This is a genomic window from Mesorhizobium sp. RCAM 06353 (assembly GCF_059683585.1).
The window spans coordinates 6,673,897-6,689,794 of sequence record NZ_CM185031.1; the positions used below are offsets into that span (position 1 = coordinate 6,673,897).

The 15,898-nt window shown below is 59.9% G+C and carries 7 protein-coding genes; 3 read left to right on the top strand and 4 right to left on the bottom strand.

Annotated elements, in window-relative coordinates:
- Positions 1-155 precede the first annotated feature (155 nt).
- Positions 156-1,343 (top strand): FkbM family methyltransferase, encoded by a 1,188-nt coding sequence (locus AC56QX_RS32255; RefSeq protein WP_497112587.1) that lies wholly within the window; start codon positions 156-158, stop codon positions 1,341-1,343.
- On the opposite strand, the gene AC56QX_RS32260 is transcribed toward AC56QX_RS32255, so the two are convergent.
- From AC56QX_RS32260 to AC56QX_RS32275, 4 genes are read right to left on the bottom strand one after another with little or no spacing between them, the layout of a single operon-like run.
- On the bottom strand, positions 1,340-3,847 hold the full coding sequence (locus tag AC56QX_RS32260; protein WP_497112588.1) for a glycosyltransferase: 2,508 nt from the start codon (positions 3,845-3,847) through the stop codon (positions 1,340-1,342). The two genes, AC56QX_RS32255 and AC56QX_RS32260, sit on opposite strands and share 4 nt — an antisense overlap.
- Positions 3,844-4,926 (bottom strand): glycosyltransferase, encoded by a 1,083-nt coding sequence (locus tag AC56QX_RS32265; protein WP_497112589.1) that lies wholly within the window; start codon positions 4,924-4,926, stop codon positions 3,844-3,846. The genes AC56QX_RS32260 and AC56QX_RS32265 overlap by 4 nt, the downstream gene beginning before the upstream one ends.
- Positions 4,927-4,945: 19 nt before the next feature.
- A complete protein-coding gene (locus tag AC56QX_RS32270; protein ID WP_497112590.1) occupies positions 4,946-5,722 on the bottom strand; it encodes a DUF707 domain-containing protein in 777 nt (258 codons plus the stop codon).
- Positions 5,723-5,765: 43 nt separating this feature from the next.
- The gene (locus AC56QX_RS32275) at positions 5,766-9,518 is read right to left on the bottom strand and encodes a glycosyltransferase (RefSeq protein ID WP_497112591.1); all 3,753 of its coding nucleotides are present in this window, start codon (positions 9,516-9,518) and stop codon (positions 5,766-5,768) included.
- A gap of 1,312 nt (positions 9,519-10,830) precedes the next feature.
- On the opposite strand from AC56QX_RS32275, the gene AC56QX_RS32280 reads away from it, so the two are divergent.
- Positions 10,831-11,118, top strand: a complete 288-nt coding sequence (locus tag AC56QX_RS32280) for a hypothetical protein (RefSeq protein WP_497112592.1) — start codon at positions 10,831-10,833, stop codon at positions 11,116-11,118.
- Between the two features lie 95 nt (positions 11,119-11,213).
- Positions 11,214-15,860, top strand: coding sequence for a DUF4347 domain-containing protein (locus AC56QX_RS32285; RefSeq protein WP_497112593.1), 4,647 nt, complete (start codon positions 11,214-11,216; stop codon positions 15,858-15,860).
- Positions 15,861-15,898 lie beyond the last annotated feature (38 nt).

A 15,898-nucleotide genomic window follows, 5' to 3' on the forward strand; every position in this document is an offset into this window, starting at 1 on the left:
CGCTGCAGGAATCAAGCTTCCGGCCGCTGATCCTCCAAAAAGCGTAACGAAATCTCTTCGCCGCACTTCGATTCCTGATGTCCGACCGATCGCAAATTAACTACCATGATAATCCACCAATGGAAAAGGCTCAGTGAGCAGATAGGGCATCAGGAGTGGGCGAGGCTATCTTTTCGAAAATGTACAGCGGAGAAACTTTGTCAAGTTGGCAGGTGGCGCACGAGATGTCAGTCCGGCTAGAAGACGACGTTCTTGTTGTATCAGATACGGAAAAACACAGCTGGCATCTCTTGCGTTTGTATGATTCGGCTTTTCTATTCAGAATTGTCAGACTGACGTGTCGCATTAAATTCTACGCTAATACTGTCGCCAATTTCTACATCCATCACTATGGTAATTTGGACGTCGCAGAGATATACGCCGACGGCACCATAGTTAACGGTGGGATTAGTAAAGATTTCTCTGTCAATAGAATTTCTGCCGACTTGTTCGATGTCGACGTGACATTTCTCAGCTTCCATCCAACATTGTCAATTGGCTGCTCCAATAACCACCAGCCTGTCTATTCTGGCACTGGACGCGAGCAGTTCGGCCTTATGAGCGTGTTAGTTGAGACGTTTGACGCACATAGTGAATTGTCCCGCACACCAGCAGAGGAGCGCATCACGCTGGTCGACGTCGGCGGCCAAGAGGGGCTGCAACTCAAGTGGATGCTGAAAGCTGAACAGATCACACCGGTGGTGTTCGAGCCCATACGCTCGGAGGCAGCACTGGTTAGGCAAACCCTCAGCCGTATCCCAGGCGCACAGGTTGTAGAAAAGGCGCTAGCGCATGCCGCTGGCATTCAGAAACTACATATTGCGGCAGCGTCGGGCTGCTCATCCTTAAGGGAGCCGAACTTCGAAATCTTGCAGCACTATTCTATTGGACCGATCTTCCGTACAATTGATAAGCAAGACGTCGAATGCGTTCGATACGACGAGTTATTCCGGATGCAGGCTGCGCCCTCTCCGGACGTCATAAAAATCGATGTGCAAGGTTTTGAGTACGAAGTTCTGGTCGGATTTGGACACCTTCTCGAGTCCTGTCTGGCCATAGAACTGGAGACACACTTCGTACCAATATATAGAGGGCAGAAACTAATCGGCGACATTGTCAACATGTTGGGAGAATTCGGCTTCGCACTACGGCAGGTTAGGCAGGTACCGAATTTCGATGGTGATGCTGTCGAGTTTGATGCGCTGTTTACGAAGAGACGAGATAGAGTCATCGCGCTCTCGGAGCGAGCGAGGCGTAAATTTCATCTGATCACTGATGTATTGGGCATTCCCCCATACATCTAATCCGATTTCGTGGAATGCGAGTTCGTCGATAGCACAGCACTTCCCTCAAAGCCGATATTCGCTAGGCACGAATTGACCAGATTGTTGATCTGTAGCGCACGATGTCGCGTCATATGCCGCTCTCTTACAAGCTGCATTCCAGCCTTTCTAATTTTGTCCACAGCTGGTCGATTTTGTTCGTCCAGGATCCAGTCCACCTTTTCCAGAAAATCTTCTCTTGCAGCAAAAATACATGTTTCGTGATCCAAGAAACCCAGTTCGTTCATCTCCTTTTCAATGAGGCGATCGGCCAACAGCAAGGATCCCGTCGACGCTATCTCGAAATTCTTGAGATGAATATAACGATACGAATGACCATCGCAAAAGCAGCAAAGATATTTCGAGAGCTCTTCGTAGTATCGTGTTCTGACAATAGCTTGACTATCGTCGTTGTACTTTCCTCCGTAACCCGGGTGATCCAATACGGCCACCTTGCTGGTGTCGAGGCCGACCGCATATTTCCTCAGAGGTCGATCCGCCGCGATGCTTCCTGATACGAGCACCTTAGCAATCGGGCTTTCATTAAACACAACACGCTCAAAGCCCTTGCAGCCTTCCAGCGCTGACGAATATGGAACCCATTCCACTGCGCCATGGGCGAAGTAGTTCTGAAATTCGTACGCATATGGGCTTATGACGACATCTGATGAAGCCACAAGGGAACGCAGCAACGTATCATAATCTGCATTGTAGCTCACAAGGTCGTCTATTTTCAGAAATTTAAGTGCTGAAATAGCATCGAGAGATATCGATATATTACCCTGGTAAGCAATCAGGAGGGCCGAATATGAGTTCAATCGCTCTATAGTGCTTTCGGATGCAAAGTCCGTCGACTTTGAATCTATGATATCAAACCCATGATCTTCGTTCAACAGTCGAACCAGATAGAAGTGCTCGTAGGCAAGATAGGACGTTAGCCAGCCGATATCGCAGATGACGGCTTTGCGGAAAGAGCGCGATTTAAGATTGCTCATTTCCAGCCGAGGCGCGGCATGGGTACTATATCTCGAAGAATAGGCCGCTTGAATCAAATTGACCCAGTCATCGATCATATATTGCCAATCGAATTTCCGCGCAGCCTCCCGGATTAGATGACATTTCTCGGCAAAGGCAGCGGGATTTTCCTTGTAGTAGCGGAGTGTGGCGCTAGTGAAAGCCTTGAATTTGTCGGGCTCGATGGGCGCGATGATGCCGCCGCCTAGATAGGCCTTCTGGGGAAAGTGACCCACCGGCGTGCCTATCACGAGCCTTCCGGCAGCCGCCCCCTCCATGACCGACAACGGGCCGGATTCATTCACGGAACTTGACACCACAGCGTCGACGCTTCGATAGAAGTTCGGCATGTCGTGAAATGAAATCTGATTTGCCGTGGAACCTGCCACCTTGAATGCCAAGCCGGCCTCACGCGCTGCCGCCTCTGCGAGGTCGCCGCGTTTCCACTCAACGCCGAAAGTCTTTACAGACATCGATGTGGCGTAGCCAACTGTCGCTAGCCTTTCCGGCAAAGCGCTGAAAAAACTTTCATAGTCAATGCCGAGCGATGCTACCTTTGGCGATCGAGGTATACCCAGCATAATCGATGCCGAATATACTGATTCACTAACGACGCCATAACTGGCAAATCTGTCGAAAACGCCAGAACCCTTCTGTTCGACCAGCATACGGATATCGAACTCATGGTGCGATATCGCGATTATCTTATCGAAGGGAATTTTATATCTGTCGACCAAGGTCGATACGCCATCGAGGGCAGTTAGGTACAAATCGTAATAATCTCGTACGCTATCGAAATAAATACCGTTATCCTGCTGCCAATCGATTATATCGACGACAAAACCTCTGTCATTAAGCTGGCATGCGACGTCATAATAGACCCTGCCGTGTGACCATTTTGTATATCCGTATATCAACAGCCTGGCGCAGTTTGGCCGCCTATTCGACTTTGCTCTTAGAGCCGGATGAACAATGTGGTTTTGTATTCTGGCCTTATCGTATTCATCCTCCGCGGTGCGCCATGCGCCTTTTAGTCCAGCACTGACTTCGGTGCACCAATTCTCCGAAGCAATAAACAATTCCCAGGTACTGCAAACAGGTGCCCTGAGCATCATCTGTCCGTCTGGTATAGCCGACAGAAAAAACCCACCAGATTTTAGCGTCAGCAGACCACGTTCGAGAGGGATCAATTCGAGCGTTGTTGAACCAGATGGCCGGTTCTCGTGTTGCGACCGGGAGGCGGATAGACAGATATCAGGATAGCAATCGATGGGTTCTGACGAGCCGTCAGCAGCATGAACCAAGCGCCCCCACCGAAAGTGTCCTGGCAAATTTTTGTCTGGTTCGAACAGCACGTTGGCCGGGCTGCTCTCTGTCGGACCATGGCGTAGTTCGCCTGAGGCCGCATCGACAAAAAGCACGGTGCCGAACGCTGTGAACAATTGGGCTGGTTTGAGCGAAACCTCGTTCATGCGCCGGCCCGCAATTCTTCCTGCCGCCGGATGAAGAAATCGAGGTTGTCTTTGAGCCGCTGGTTCCCCGTATCGAGTTCAAGAGCTGTTCGCCCCCATTCGACCGCCCGGTCCATGGCATTGAGGCGCCACGACGCGATCGCACCGAGATCATACAATCGAAACCCCCAGCAGTTCGCGTCGTCCAGGTAGCTCCCGGTGCGGTGTGTCTTCTCGATCCCATTGGTGCAGGTCCAGAACAGGTTCAGCCAGTCGGCCTTGCCATGGAATTCCTCTGCGAGATCGAGCCAGATCTCGCGCCGGTGCGGCGCTTCCATCCTGGCCTTGTCCAGCCAGGACAATTTCTGCTCCGGCCGCATGCGCGCGATGTAGCGCATCGCCTCGGAGCGTTCTTCCGCCCACTTGCTTGTCGGCAATGCAAGGTAGCGCTCAAGCAGTTGGACGGCCCGCTCTTGCTGGTTCGCCCACATCAAGTCCCGCCCTAGCCAGAAACAAATCTGCGCGTCGTCGGGGTCTTCCTTGTGTGCCACCTCCATCAGCGGCAGGTAGCTGCTCCTCGTTGGCTTGGCGAGATCCTGTACCTCGAACATGACGATGTCGCTGCTGTTCGCGGCGACTTCCGTTTCTCCAGTGAAGACCAGGGCTTCGTGGACTGGCCGCCTGAAGCGATATCCCCAGCGATGATGAAAGTTTTTCGCTGGCCAGCTTCGCAGCGGCGTCGGGTCATCGACATTCGATCTGTAGATGGTCTGGCAATAAAGGGCTGTCGTCTCGGGGGTCCAGGCCGCTTCGAGCTTCGGCCGCCAGCCGGGTTCGAGGAACCGGTCCATGTCCATCGTGCAGCAGACATCGACATCGGATGGGATCAGTGCCATGGCGGCGTTACGGGCATCGTCGAAACGCCACGGACGGACCGCTATCCTGTGCACGGTGACGCCGGCTGCAGTCAGCCGCGCCACCGTGTCATCGGTGCTGCCGGTGTCGGCGACAATGCGATAATCGGCGTCGACGGCCGAGTTGGCCCAGCGCTCCGCGTTTGCGGCCTCGTTCAACGCAATGGTGTAGACGGCGACTTTCACCCGAAACCTTCCATAGAATCTATGCGCGAAAGGAGTACGTGCGGTAGACAAAACGTATTGGCCTAGCGATATATGGATTGGTATCAATCATGGTAAGAATTGACTTCATCTCTTCATAGGGGTCGATACCGATCGAGCGAAGATATGAGTAAAATGCACCCGTATCGTGATTGCTTACTTGGGTATGGCGCATCAGAAATTCGTCGACGATACCGGCAGTCCAGCGATCCGCGAGGTGATGACCCCAATATAGATCGAGTCCCCATCCCGAGATCGATAGGTCGAAGGAATGAAGCATCTCCTTTAGGAACGCGCGCCTGAAGAACGGGGCCATGACCTCGACCCAATTCGTGGTCCGGAGCTTGAGGCCAGGATGCTCGCGCGTCAGCCCAATCGCGTCGATACAATCCGGGGTCAAGGCGGGTTGGGCGAGATCAAGCGAATACTCATCGCAAATGGTAAAAAACGCATCAGGATTGAAGAGAATTTCTATATCGTCATCAAGGAATAAGACTCCCTCGTAGATGTAATGAAGGCCTGTAACCTCAAAGAACCGTTTAGCGCCATGCATTTTTGATTGGCCGCCGGCAAAAACAATTTCGGCCCTATTTCGAAGAATATCATCCGGGTGGGGCGTGGCGTAGTAGTTTACGGCGAGGTCGTACTGGCGCTTCTCTTGCGGAATCTCGGAAAAAAAGGAGGGGCGGCGCTTCGATCCGGCTCGTATCAGAATCAGATAGCGCCTTGGGTCAGGCGGGACGGACAGGAGCTGAATATCGTTCGAATTCTCAAACATTCAATTTGGTCCGATGCGGCAACGAGGGTTCTCGCTGCGATTTTTACCGAAGATGCCCTGTTTCTGCGCGCTTTCGTATGGCCACGAGGCCGCCCATCAGCCTCGCCCGGTTCAACTCATAGTGGCTGTCGAAGAACAGGATCTCGGCGAACTGCCCGGCAATCGCGCTCACCCCCAGCGGATCGACCGAGCGGGCCGTGCCATGCTCCTTGATTTCGCGCAGCAGGGTCTTGGTCAGCGTGATCTTGCCTGCATCCTCGCCGGGCGGCTGCCAGTCGAGGTCTTCGAGAAAATACCAGCCGTCTTCGGCGAGCAGCGGGAAGAACTCGCGCAGCGTCAACTGCTCATCGAACGAGGCGTGGCTGCCGTCGTCGATGATCACGTCGAGCGATCCCAGTTCTAGCTTTGCAGCGACGCCGCGCAGATCGTCCAGCTTGGATTGGTCACCGACAAACGACTTGAACCGTTCATTGTTGAACTGCGAAAAATCCGTCAGGTCGACACCGATCACCTGGCAGAACGGAAAATAGCTTTGCCAAAGCGACACGGATGGGGTCTCGGTCTGGTTGCCCTCGGCCAAACCACGGCACAGGCCGATCTCCATCAGCCGCTGCATGGACAAGCGCCGGGACGACAGCAGGCGATCGTAGATCCTCGCGTAGCAGTGACGGTTGCCGGTATGCCGGTTCTTGTCGGTGTTGAAGCGGTCGGCGAGACTGGTGAAGCTAGGCAGGCTGTCGAGCGGGCTGACCAGCGACGAGATCAGCGGCGCCCCTTCGCCGCCCGGCCGGGCGTCGTTGCGCGCCGTCCACAGGTGGATGCCGAACACCCTCTCGTCGTTCAGATAGTCGGCCAATTCCGTTATCGGCTTCTCGAACCGGTCGATCTCATTCCAATCGATGGTGTTGAAGAACATCGGGCTGAACACCCATTCTCGCAGTTCGGCTCCCGCATCGGAGGCAATGTAGTCCGACAGCAGCTTGGGGCCGATGTCTCCGAACTCCTTGCCGCTGGCGTCATGGAAGCGCGAGATCGACAACTCATACAGCGCCCTGAGATGACTGCTGTAGGGCCTGGCATAGATGACATTGCCGCAAACAAAATGGCCTTTGTGCGATCCGCGCCATTGCAGATTGAAGAAATGATCGCCGCGAAACGGGAACGGCCGCAGCAGGATGACGTCTGAATCCATCCATAGCCCGCCATGCTCATAGAGCAGGGCGTAGCGGAAGATATCGCTGAAATACCTGATCTCGGAGCCGGCGACGATCCGCTCGAACAAGGCCCGCGGCATGACGTCATCGGCATTGCGGACTTCGACCCCATGCGCGACGAGGAACGCAAGCTTCTCCGGTGCGTAGCTCCATACCCGCACCGGATGCCCTGCCGCCCGCATCGACGTCGTGGCCGCAATCAAGGTGCGATGCTCGGCCTTGTCGGACATCACCTGGTAGAAGCAGTTGATCTGCGGAAGTGCCGTGTCGTTGCTGCCGAGGAAATGGGAAATCCGTGCGTCGAACTGGCGCGATCCTTCCCGTCGTTGCAGCGGAGAATCGACGTCGCGCAGAAACGGCGCTAGCTCATGAAAGATTTCGTCTGTCGACTTGATGCCGCTGGCGCCGAGGTCCTTGCTTTCCGACGCCGTCTGGCTGGCATCACCCATGGCCCCATCGTCTTCAGCACGGCTAGGCTTGATCCCTGTTTTCGTTGGCGGGCTGCTGTGCCCACCGGCCGGCGTCAGCCTCGACGCTTTATCAGCCACACCCGATGGCAGGCCATTCACATCCTCCAGCTGCGACCTCACCTCCGCCTCGTCGACGGTCGCGATCCAGGACTCGCTGTCGGTGACGCTGTAGGATATCAGCAAACGCCTTTCGTCGGGGTGCCACGCCAGCCCGGCGGCGAACTCGACGCCCTTTTTGTCGAAGAAGAATGGACGACTTACTTTTCGCAAGGCGTTGGCTTCATCGAACCAGACGAACCGGTGCAGGTAATAACGCCGCTTCTCCGCGGTCCGCCACTGGACTTCATGAATCAAGGCGAGCCATCCGCCGGCGAATGCGATCAGCTGGGTTCCACCCCTGAAACTCTGGGCGGCAATCGCGGGAGAAGTCTCGCTGAGAGTCGAGCCCTGCTCGTCCACAATCCGGGTGGGGTCGCAGAGGTAGATGAACTGCAGCGTCTCTGCCCCTGCCTTCGCCGTGCCTGGCTTGACTTGCGGCATCCAGTTCTTCTCGTGCACACGCGGCCCTGCCGGATGGAGCACGCGCCAGTCAGCCAGCCGGCAGGCGCCACTCTCGTCGATGCGCGCGACGACCTGCTCGCACCAGCCCTCCTCTGTCAGCTCGCGTACGCAGGAGACACCCCACAGCGCATCGCGCCAAGCGAACAGGCGCAAGTCCTCGAATCCGAGAACCCGGCCATTAGCGGGGTCCGGCATGTCAACCGGCGGCAAAATCTCGCTTGCGGACTGAATGGCAAGTTCATCGCTCAATCGGAGCAGGAAATTGCGCGTGTGAACCGGAGCTCCGCCCGGCGTGTCGTATTGGAGGTTGTCTTCGGCCAGGGTGTAGTTAACCGTCCGCTGCAAGAGCACGATCTGGTCGCCCAATCGAGCCACTGACGGGTTTGACGACCGGTAGCCATCGGGCGCCTCGAAGCCGACCGGACGCGCGCTGAAGGACGGCATCATTGTCTTGGCGGGCTGCACATAGAAGAACAGGTTGGACCACGCCAGCTCCCTCGGTCCGTCGTCGATTGTCCGGTTCAGCGCCAGCCAGTTGCAGGCTGCGAAACCACGGTCCTTGCGCACGGGATCGCGGGCATAGTTTGCCGCGATCGCAAACTCCTCCATCAGGCCCGTTGTATAGATGTAATCCTCGATAAACAGGATGTCCTGCTCCGGTCGCTTGATCGCCAGCCCCGCTTCGGAGAACAGCACGCTGGTGTGGTTCATCCCCTTGTCGCGGTAGAACCTGGCCAGGTCATAGAGCGGCTCGGCACGTTGCGGTCGTTGATTGAAGGCGGCAAGCGCCTGCTCAATGAAGCCGGGCTCGTCGCCGAGTTTGCGCAGGCAGCGAGCCCCTTGCAGGCGGGCGTTCCACGCCTCCTCGTCCCAGCCGCCCATGGCGGCGCGTTTGGCGTAGGCCACCGCGGCCTCCGCCGTCCGCCCGGCATCGCGATAGGATTGCGCCAGGTAGAACCAGTAGCGCTGATTTTCCGGATCCTTTTCGAGGGCCGCCAGCAGAAGCTTCGCATCACGTTCGAATTTGTCGACGCGGTTCGATCCGCTGGCGTGGTCCTTGTACCAGGCACCGCGCAGTTCCTGCACGCCCTCGGGCACGTCGAGATATTCGTGGGTCACGCCGTGGTAGCGCGCGCCGGCGTCGCGCCTGACCAGGCGCGTGTTCCAATAGGCGAGGCCCGAATCCGACCGCTGAAGCAGCCGGTAGCCCGAACTGTCGAGCCGCTCGCGGAAGCCTGCGTCCTCGACCATCAGTTCCATGTCGGCGTCGTCAAACAGCAGATAGTCGTAGGCGAGAGGCGAGGCATAGGCGTGATCGAGTGCCGCGTTGCGCGCCTGCTCGAAATTGTGGAATGGGAATTCGTGCAACTCGCCCGGCAGGTTGCGGGCAGCGAAGAACGATTTGATGAAATCCTGGGTCCCGTCGGTCGAGCCGGTATCGCCGATGACCCAGCAGTCGATGTGGTCGACAACCGCCCCGAGACAGCGTTGAAGGTTCGCCATCTCGTTTTTGACGATCATGTTGAGGCAGAGCCGCTTGCCGTTTGTCATTCGTGCTCCATCGGCCCTCAACATGACTGTTGGTGATGGGGACGGTTGGCGTGCCGCCTCGCCTTGCGGGATCCGCTTCGATGCGGATTTGACAGGCTTCGATCGCTCATACATTCCCCCCCGCAGTCGCCACCCTTTTGCCGGTCCGGCCGCCGGAACAGCCTATATTCCTAAAGTCCGATCATTCCTTCTCACGGATCGTGCAGGTCGTCCTCTGGAAACCGCGCTTAACCTTATCCATCGTGGTTAGCAGCCTGCCGTCGCGGCGGCATGCGCGGCAACCACTATCGTGAAAGGATCGTGTTCGAACTGCAACCGCCGGCATTTACCGCTCCGTCCGGTTTAGGCTGTGCATTCCGCCGCCATTTGCAGGCTGCCGTCAAGGTTGAGACATCCACATCCGCCGACACGTTGCCAACCTGTCCGACATCGTCTGTACGCGCCATAGTCGGTGCGTTTGCATGGACGACGCGGACCTTGAACTGAAGGCTGATGCCGGCTTGATTCGAGGCGGGACTGTTAAGTATATGATTTTCAGAACGATTTTTTCCATCTGGCCCGCCGGTATTGCTCGAACGCCGTTATCCTGTTTGCAGCTAATTTAGAAGTTACTTAATTAATAGTTTACAACTTACTAATTTTAGAATTTACTAAAATGCTGTACCGAGGGGCGCCTCTGGATTGGACGGCCGCGTGCCTGAAATTCCGCGAAAGCCTCTCAGGGAGTTGAGTTAGAGGGTCTGGGTTATCAGGGCCGTTTGGCAGTTTGGAGGGTGCGTCCTTGGGCGCGCCACTTTTAAGTTGTGCCTAAATCTCCGCTTTGGAGGCGGACGGCTGCCCCTTCCCTCGAGAGTTATCGCCGAGACGTCAGCGTCACGGTAACGGGAGTGGGTTGTGAATCTGGTTGTGTCGCGTGCGCACCGTAAGCGCCGTGCAGGAGGCGTCAGAGCCGATTGCGCGGACGGGCCGACCGGCGCGCCTCGGCGCCGCGCTTCCGAACTCTTTTTCGTTGATGCCTCGGCATCCGATCTTGGCACGATCTTCCGAAACCCGAGGCAGGACGACGAGGTCGATCTCGCGTCGATCGACCGGGCACGCCGGCCGGCTTTGGCGGGCTGCTGTGGAGCCGCGCGGCGGGTTCGGGCGCGGCCGCAACGAATTTCATCGATGCACTGTCGCATTCAACTCAAGCACCCGATGCCGGCGAGCTCGTCGGGCCGCGGGCACTCAGCAGCAAATGGAAATTGACGGGGCGGCACGGTCGCCGCTGACCAAGGAGGATTAGATGAGCTACATAACAGGGTTTGCGGTCATGGAAGTTGCCGTTAGAGGCGTCTTGCCGATCGGCGACACGACCGAAAATGTGCCTTATTTTATCGTCGACACGGCCAAGAGCGCAATCGTCGGTCAGGTCATTCTTCCCAAGGCTGTCAAGCGAAGCCTCGCCGTCGCTGTCACCGTCAAGGTTCCGGCCGCGGCCGGTTCATTTGCGATTGGCACGTTTGACGATGGCGGGACTTTCCAGACCTGCAGCTTCCTCCGCGTAGAGAGCCCCACTGTTGCACGTCCCGACGACGCCGTCGGCCCGTCCGGAAGATGACCGCCCAATCGCCTTGTCCTTACCGCGACCGCTCGCCGGCCAAGCCGATGGGCGGTTTTCCCTTGAACTGAATTCGAAGCCAACAGGAGCCAGACATGGCCCGCGCCTCTGAATTTCTTTTTGTCGATCCATCAGTCTCCGACCTCCAGACAGTTCTTGGCAACTTGCGACCCGAAGTCCAGGCAATAGTGCTGGACGGCCGCCGACCGGCGGCACGGCAGATTGCCGCCGCGCTCTCGCGGCACGATGGGCTCGACGCGGTGCACGTCTTGGCGCATGGCGCGCCTGGCCGGGTTAGCTTCACCGCGGGAGAATGGTCGGTCGCCACGCTGAAGGAAGCGGCTGAGGATCTTGCCGCGATCGGCAGCGCGCTTGCCGCGGATGGCGAACTGCGACTGTGGAGCTGCGAGACGGCTTTGGGGAATGCTGGCGAGACCTTCGTGGCTGCGCTGGAAGAGGCCGTCGGCGCGGACGTCCGCGCATCGGCATCGCTGGTCGGCGCAGCGGCTTTGGGCGGCATCTGGGAATTATCCGCACAGGCTGGAGCCTCCGCGCCTTTGCCGCCGCTGACTTCGCATGGTGTGGCAAGTTACACCGGCGTGCTTGCAACATCGGGCGATCTGACACTTGCTGGACTTATAGCTACTGGTAACGGAAACAATATTAACACGTACTACCTTGTCGACACAAATGGTACGACCCTTAATACCGACGACACAGTCGTCGGTAGCTTTAACCTTCCATCTGGAAGCAACGGAAAAGTCCCAACTTTTTCCGCAACTATTACAGTTCCAGACGTTACTCATACCTATTTAATTTACGATAGTGGATTCGACCTGTACGGTACACTTACTCCTGTCGACGCCGACAACAATCCGGGCAATGGCCTCCAACTGACCAACCCGCCGACTTATCATTTCGACACCACGCCTATCAACGAATTCGGGCCGGGCAATGATGGCAATCACTTTTCTGGTGGCACCCTAACTGTCGCCAGTGCTGGCACCCCGGGGGCGACTGGCCCCGCGGGCCCGACCGGAGCCACGGGTGCTACCGGCGCAACGGGCTCGACCGGCGCAACGGGTGCAACCGGAGCCACGGGCGCGACAGGAGCCACGGGCTCTACTGGCGCGAGTGGCTCGTCGGGTGCGACTGGCTCGACCGGCGCCACGGGTGCGACTGGGGCCACAGGCTCTACTGGCGCGACCGGCTCATCGGGTGCGACTGGCTCGACCGGCGCCACGGGTTCGACCGGCGCGACCGGAGCGAGCGGTGCAACCGGCTCGACTGGCGCCACGGGTTCGACCGGCGCGACCGGAGCGAGCGGTGCAACCGGCGCGACCGGAGCCACAGGTGCGACCGGCGATACGGGTGCCACAGGTTCGTCCGGCGCCACAGGTTCGACCGGCGCGACCGGAGCGAGCGGTGCAACCGGCTCGACTGGCGCGACCGGCTCTACTGGCGCCACGGGTGATACCGGCGCAACCGGGTCGACTGGAGCCACAGGTGCCACAGGGGATACGGGAGCAACCGGCTCGACTGGTGCAACTGGAGCCACAGGTGCGACCGGCGACACCGGAGCGACTGGCTCGACCGGTGCAACAGGCTCGACCGGCGCAACTGGTTCTACAGGCGCGACGGGCTCGACTGGAGCAACCGGCGATACAGGTGCGACCGGCTCAACCGGGGCGACTGGCTCGACCGGTGCCACGGGCTCAACTGGTGCGACGGGCTCGACCGGAGCGACCGGCTCAACTGGTGCCACAGGCTCGACCGGCGCAACCGGCTCGACTGGAGCGACTGGCTCGACCGGTGCCACGGGCTCGACCGGAGCGACTGGCTCAACTGGTGCGACTGGGTCGACCGGCGCTACTGGTTCGACCGGGGCAACCGGCTCAACCGGGGCAACCGGGGCAACCGGCTCGACCGGTGCCACTGGCTCGACCGGTGCCACTGGCTCGACCGGTGCGACTGGCTCGACCGGAGCGACTGGCGCCACTGGCTCGACCGGAGCAACCGGATCGACCGGGGCAACGGGCTCGACCGGCGCCACTGGTTCGACCGGGGCAACGGGCTCAACCGGTGCGACTGGCTCGACCGGCGCAACAGGCTCGACCGGCGCAACTGGATCGACCGGTGCGACCGGTTCGACCGGGGCAACCGGCTCGACCGGAGCAACAGGCTCGACGGGTGCAACGGGTTCGACCGGCGCCACTGGCTCGACCGGAGCAACCGGATCGACCGGGGCAACGGGCTCTACCGGAGCAACTGGCTCGACCGGTGCGACTGGCTCGACCGGCGCGACCGGCTCTACCGGAGCAACAGGCTCGACGGGTGCAACGGGTTCGACCGGCGCCACTGGCTCTACCGGAGCAACCGGATCGACCGGGGCAACGGGCTCGACCGGTGCAACTGGCTCGACTGGTGCCACCGGTTCGACCGGAACAACCGGCTCGACTGGTGCCACGGGCTCGACCGGTGCGACCGGCTCGACTGGTGCGACCGGCTCGACCGGTGCAACTGGCTCGACTGGTGCCACCGGTTCGACCGGAGCAACCGGCTCGACTGGTGCCACGGGCTCGACCGGTGCGACCGGTGCGACCGGCTCTACCGGTGCGACCGGCTCGACCGGTGCAACTGGCTCGACCGGTGCGACCGGCTCGACCGGTGCAACTGGCTCTACCGGAGCAACCGGCTCGACCGGTGCCACGGGCTCGACTGGTGCCACCGGTTCGACCGGAGCAACCGGCTCGACTGGTGCCACGGGCTCGACCGGTGCCACGGGCTCGACCGGTGCGACAGGCTCGACCGGGGCAACTGGTTCGACAGGCGCAACAGGCTCGACCGGAGCAACCGGATCGACTGGAGCAACTGGTTCGACCGGGGCAACCGGATCGACGGGTGCAACAGGCTCGACCGGCGCTACTGGTTCGACCGGAGCAACGGGCTCGACCGGAGCAACCGGCTCGACGGGGGCAACGGGTTCGACCGGGGCAACCGGATCGACGGGTGCAACAGGCTCGACCGGCGCCACTGGTTCGACCGGCGCCACTGGTTCGACCGGGGCAACCGGCTCGACCGGAGCGACTGGTTCGACCGGCTCGACGGGTGCAACGGGTTCGACCGGCGCAACTGGCTCGACAGGTGCGACTGGCTCGACAGGTGCGACTGGTGCAACGGGTTCGACCGGCGCAACAGGCTCGACCGGAGCCACTGGTTCGACCGGAGCGACAGGATCGACTGGCGCCACTGGTTCGACCGGAGCAACAGGCTCGACCGGGGCAACCGGCTCGACCGGCGCAACCGGCTCGACCGGCGCTACAGGTTCGACCGGAGCGACAGGATCGACCGGGGCAACCGGTTCGACCGGTGCAACCGGTGCGACTGGCTCGACCGGCGCTACGGGCTCGACCGGTGCGACTGGCTCGACCGGGGCAACCGGGGCGACTGGCGCGACCGGGGCAACGGGCGCGACCGGGGCAACCGGAGCGACCGGCTCGACCGGGGCAACGGGCGCGACCGGAGCGACCGGCTCGACCGGAGCAACCGGCTCGACCGGGGCAACGGGCGCGACCGGAGCAACTGGCGCGACCGGAGCGACTGGCGCGACCGGAGCAACCGGATCGACCGGGGCAACCGGATCGACCGGGGCAACTGGCGCGACCGGAGCAACCGGTTCGACTGGCTCGACTGGTGCGACTGGCTCGACCGGTGCTACTGGTTCGACCGGTGCGACTGGCTCGACTGGTGCGACTGGCTCGACCGGTGCTACTGGTTCGACCGGTGCGACTGGCTCGACCGGCGCCACTGGCTCGACCGGAGCGACAGGCTCGACCGGCGCAACCGGTTCGACCGGGGCAACCGGTGCGACTGGCTCGACCGGTGCAACCGGTGCGACTGGCGCGACCGGGGCAACCGGCTCGACCGGAGCAACCGGATCGACCGGAGCGACTGGTGCTACCGGAGCCACGGGTGCAACTGGCGATACCGGTGCGACCGGGGCAACCGGCTCGACTGGTGCGACCGGCTCGACTGGTGCGACCGGCTCAACCGGAGCTACCGGCTCGACTGGGGCCACAGGTGATACCGGAGCGACTGGTGCGACCGGGGCCACGGGTGCAACTGGCGATACCGGAGCAACCGGAGCCACGGGTGCGACTGGTGATACCGGAGCGACAGGTGCAACCGGCTCGACTGGAGCGACCGGCTCGACTGGTGCGACCGGCTCAACCGGAGCTACCGGCTCGACTGGTGCCACGGGTGCGACTGGTGCAACAGGCTCGCAAGGTCCGACAGGCCCGACCGGAGGAACCGGTTCGGACGGTGGTGGTACTGGTGGTCATGGCAATAACGGCTTTGGCAATGGAGATCAGGATGCACCTGGCGGTTCCGGGAACAATAACAATGCCGAAAACGGCCCTGGTCACAAAGCCAACGTCACGGCCAATACGCTCGGGCTCAAGGACACGGCGCAATTCCTGCAGTCCGGCTCGACTGATGGCGGCGGCGGTTCCGGCGGCCATGCGTCGGTCCGCAACCTGATCGGCCTTGCGGCGACTTCGGTGTCGTCGGACCTGCTGAACGTCCTCAAGACGGTTAGCGGATCTGGTGGCAACCAGAACAAGCCGGCTGGTGCGAGCACGGATCTCACCTCGGATCTGAGCAAGCCTGGCGCCGGCTACGCCAGCAACGACCACACGGCCAAGACTTCCATCAAGGATCTCTTGAAGCCGCACGAGTGAGCAAGAACGGAGTACGGACCGGGTCGGTCCAAGTTGAA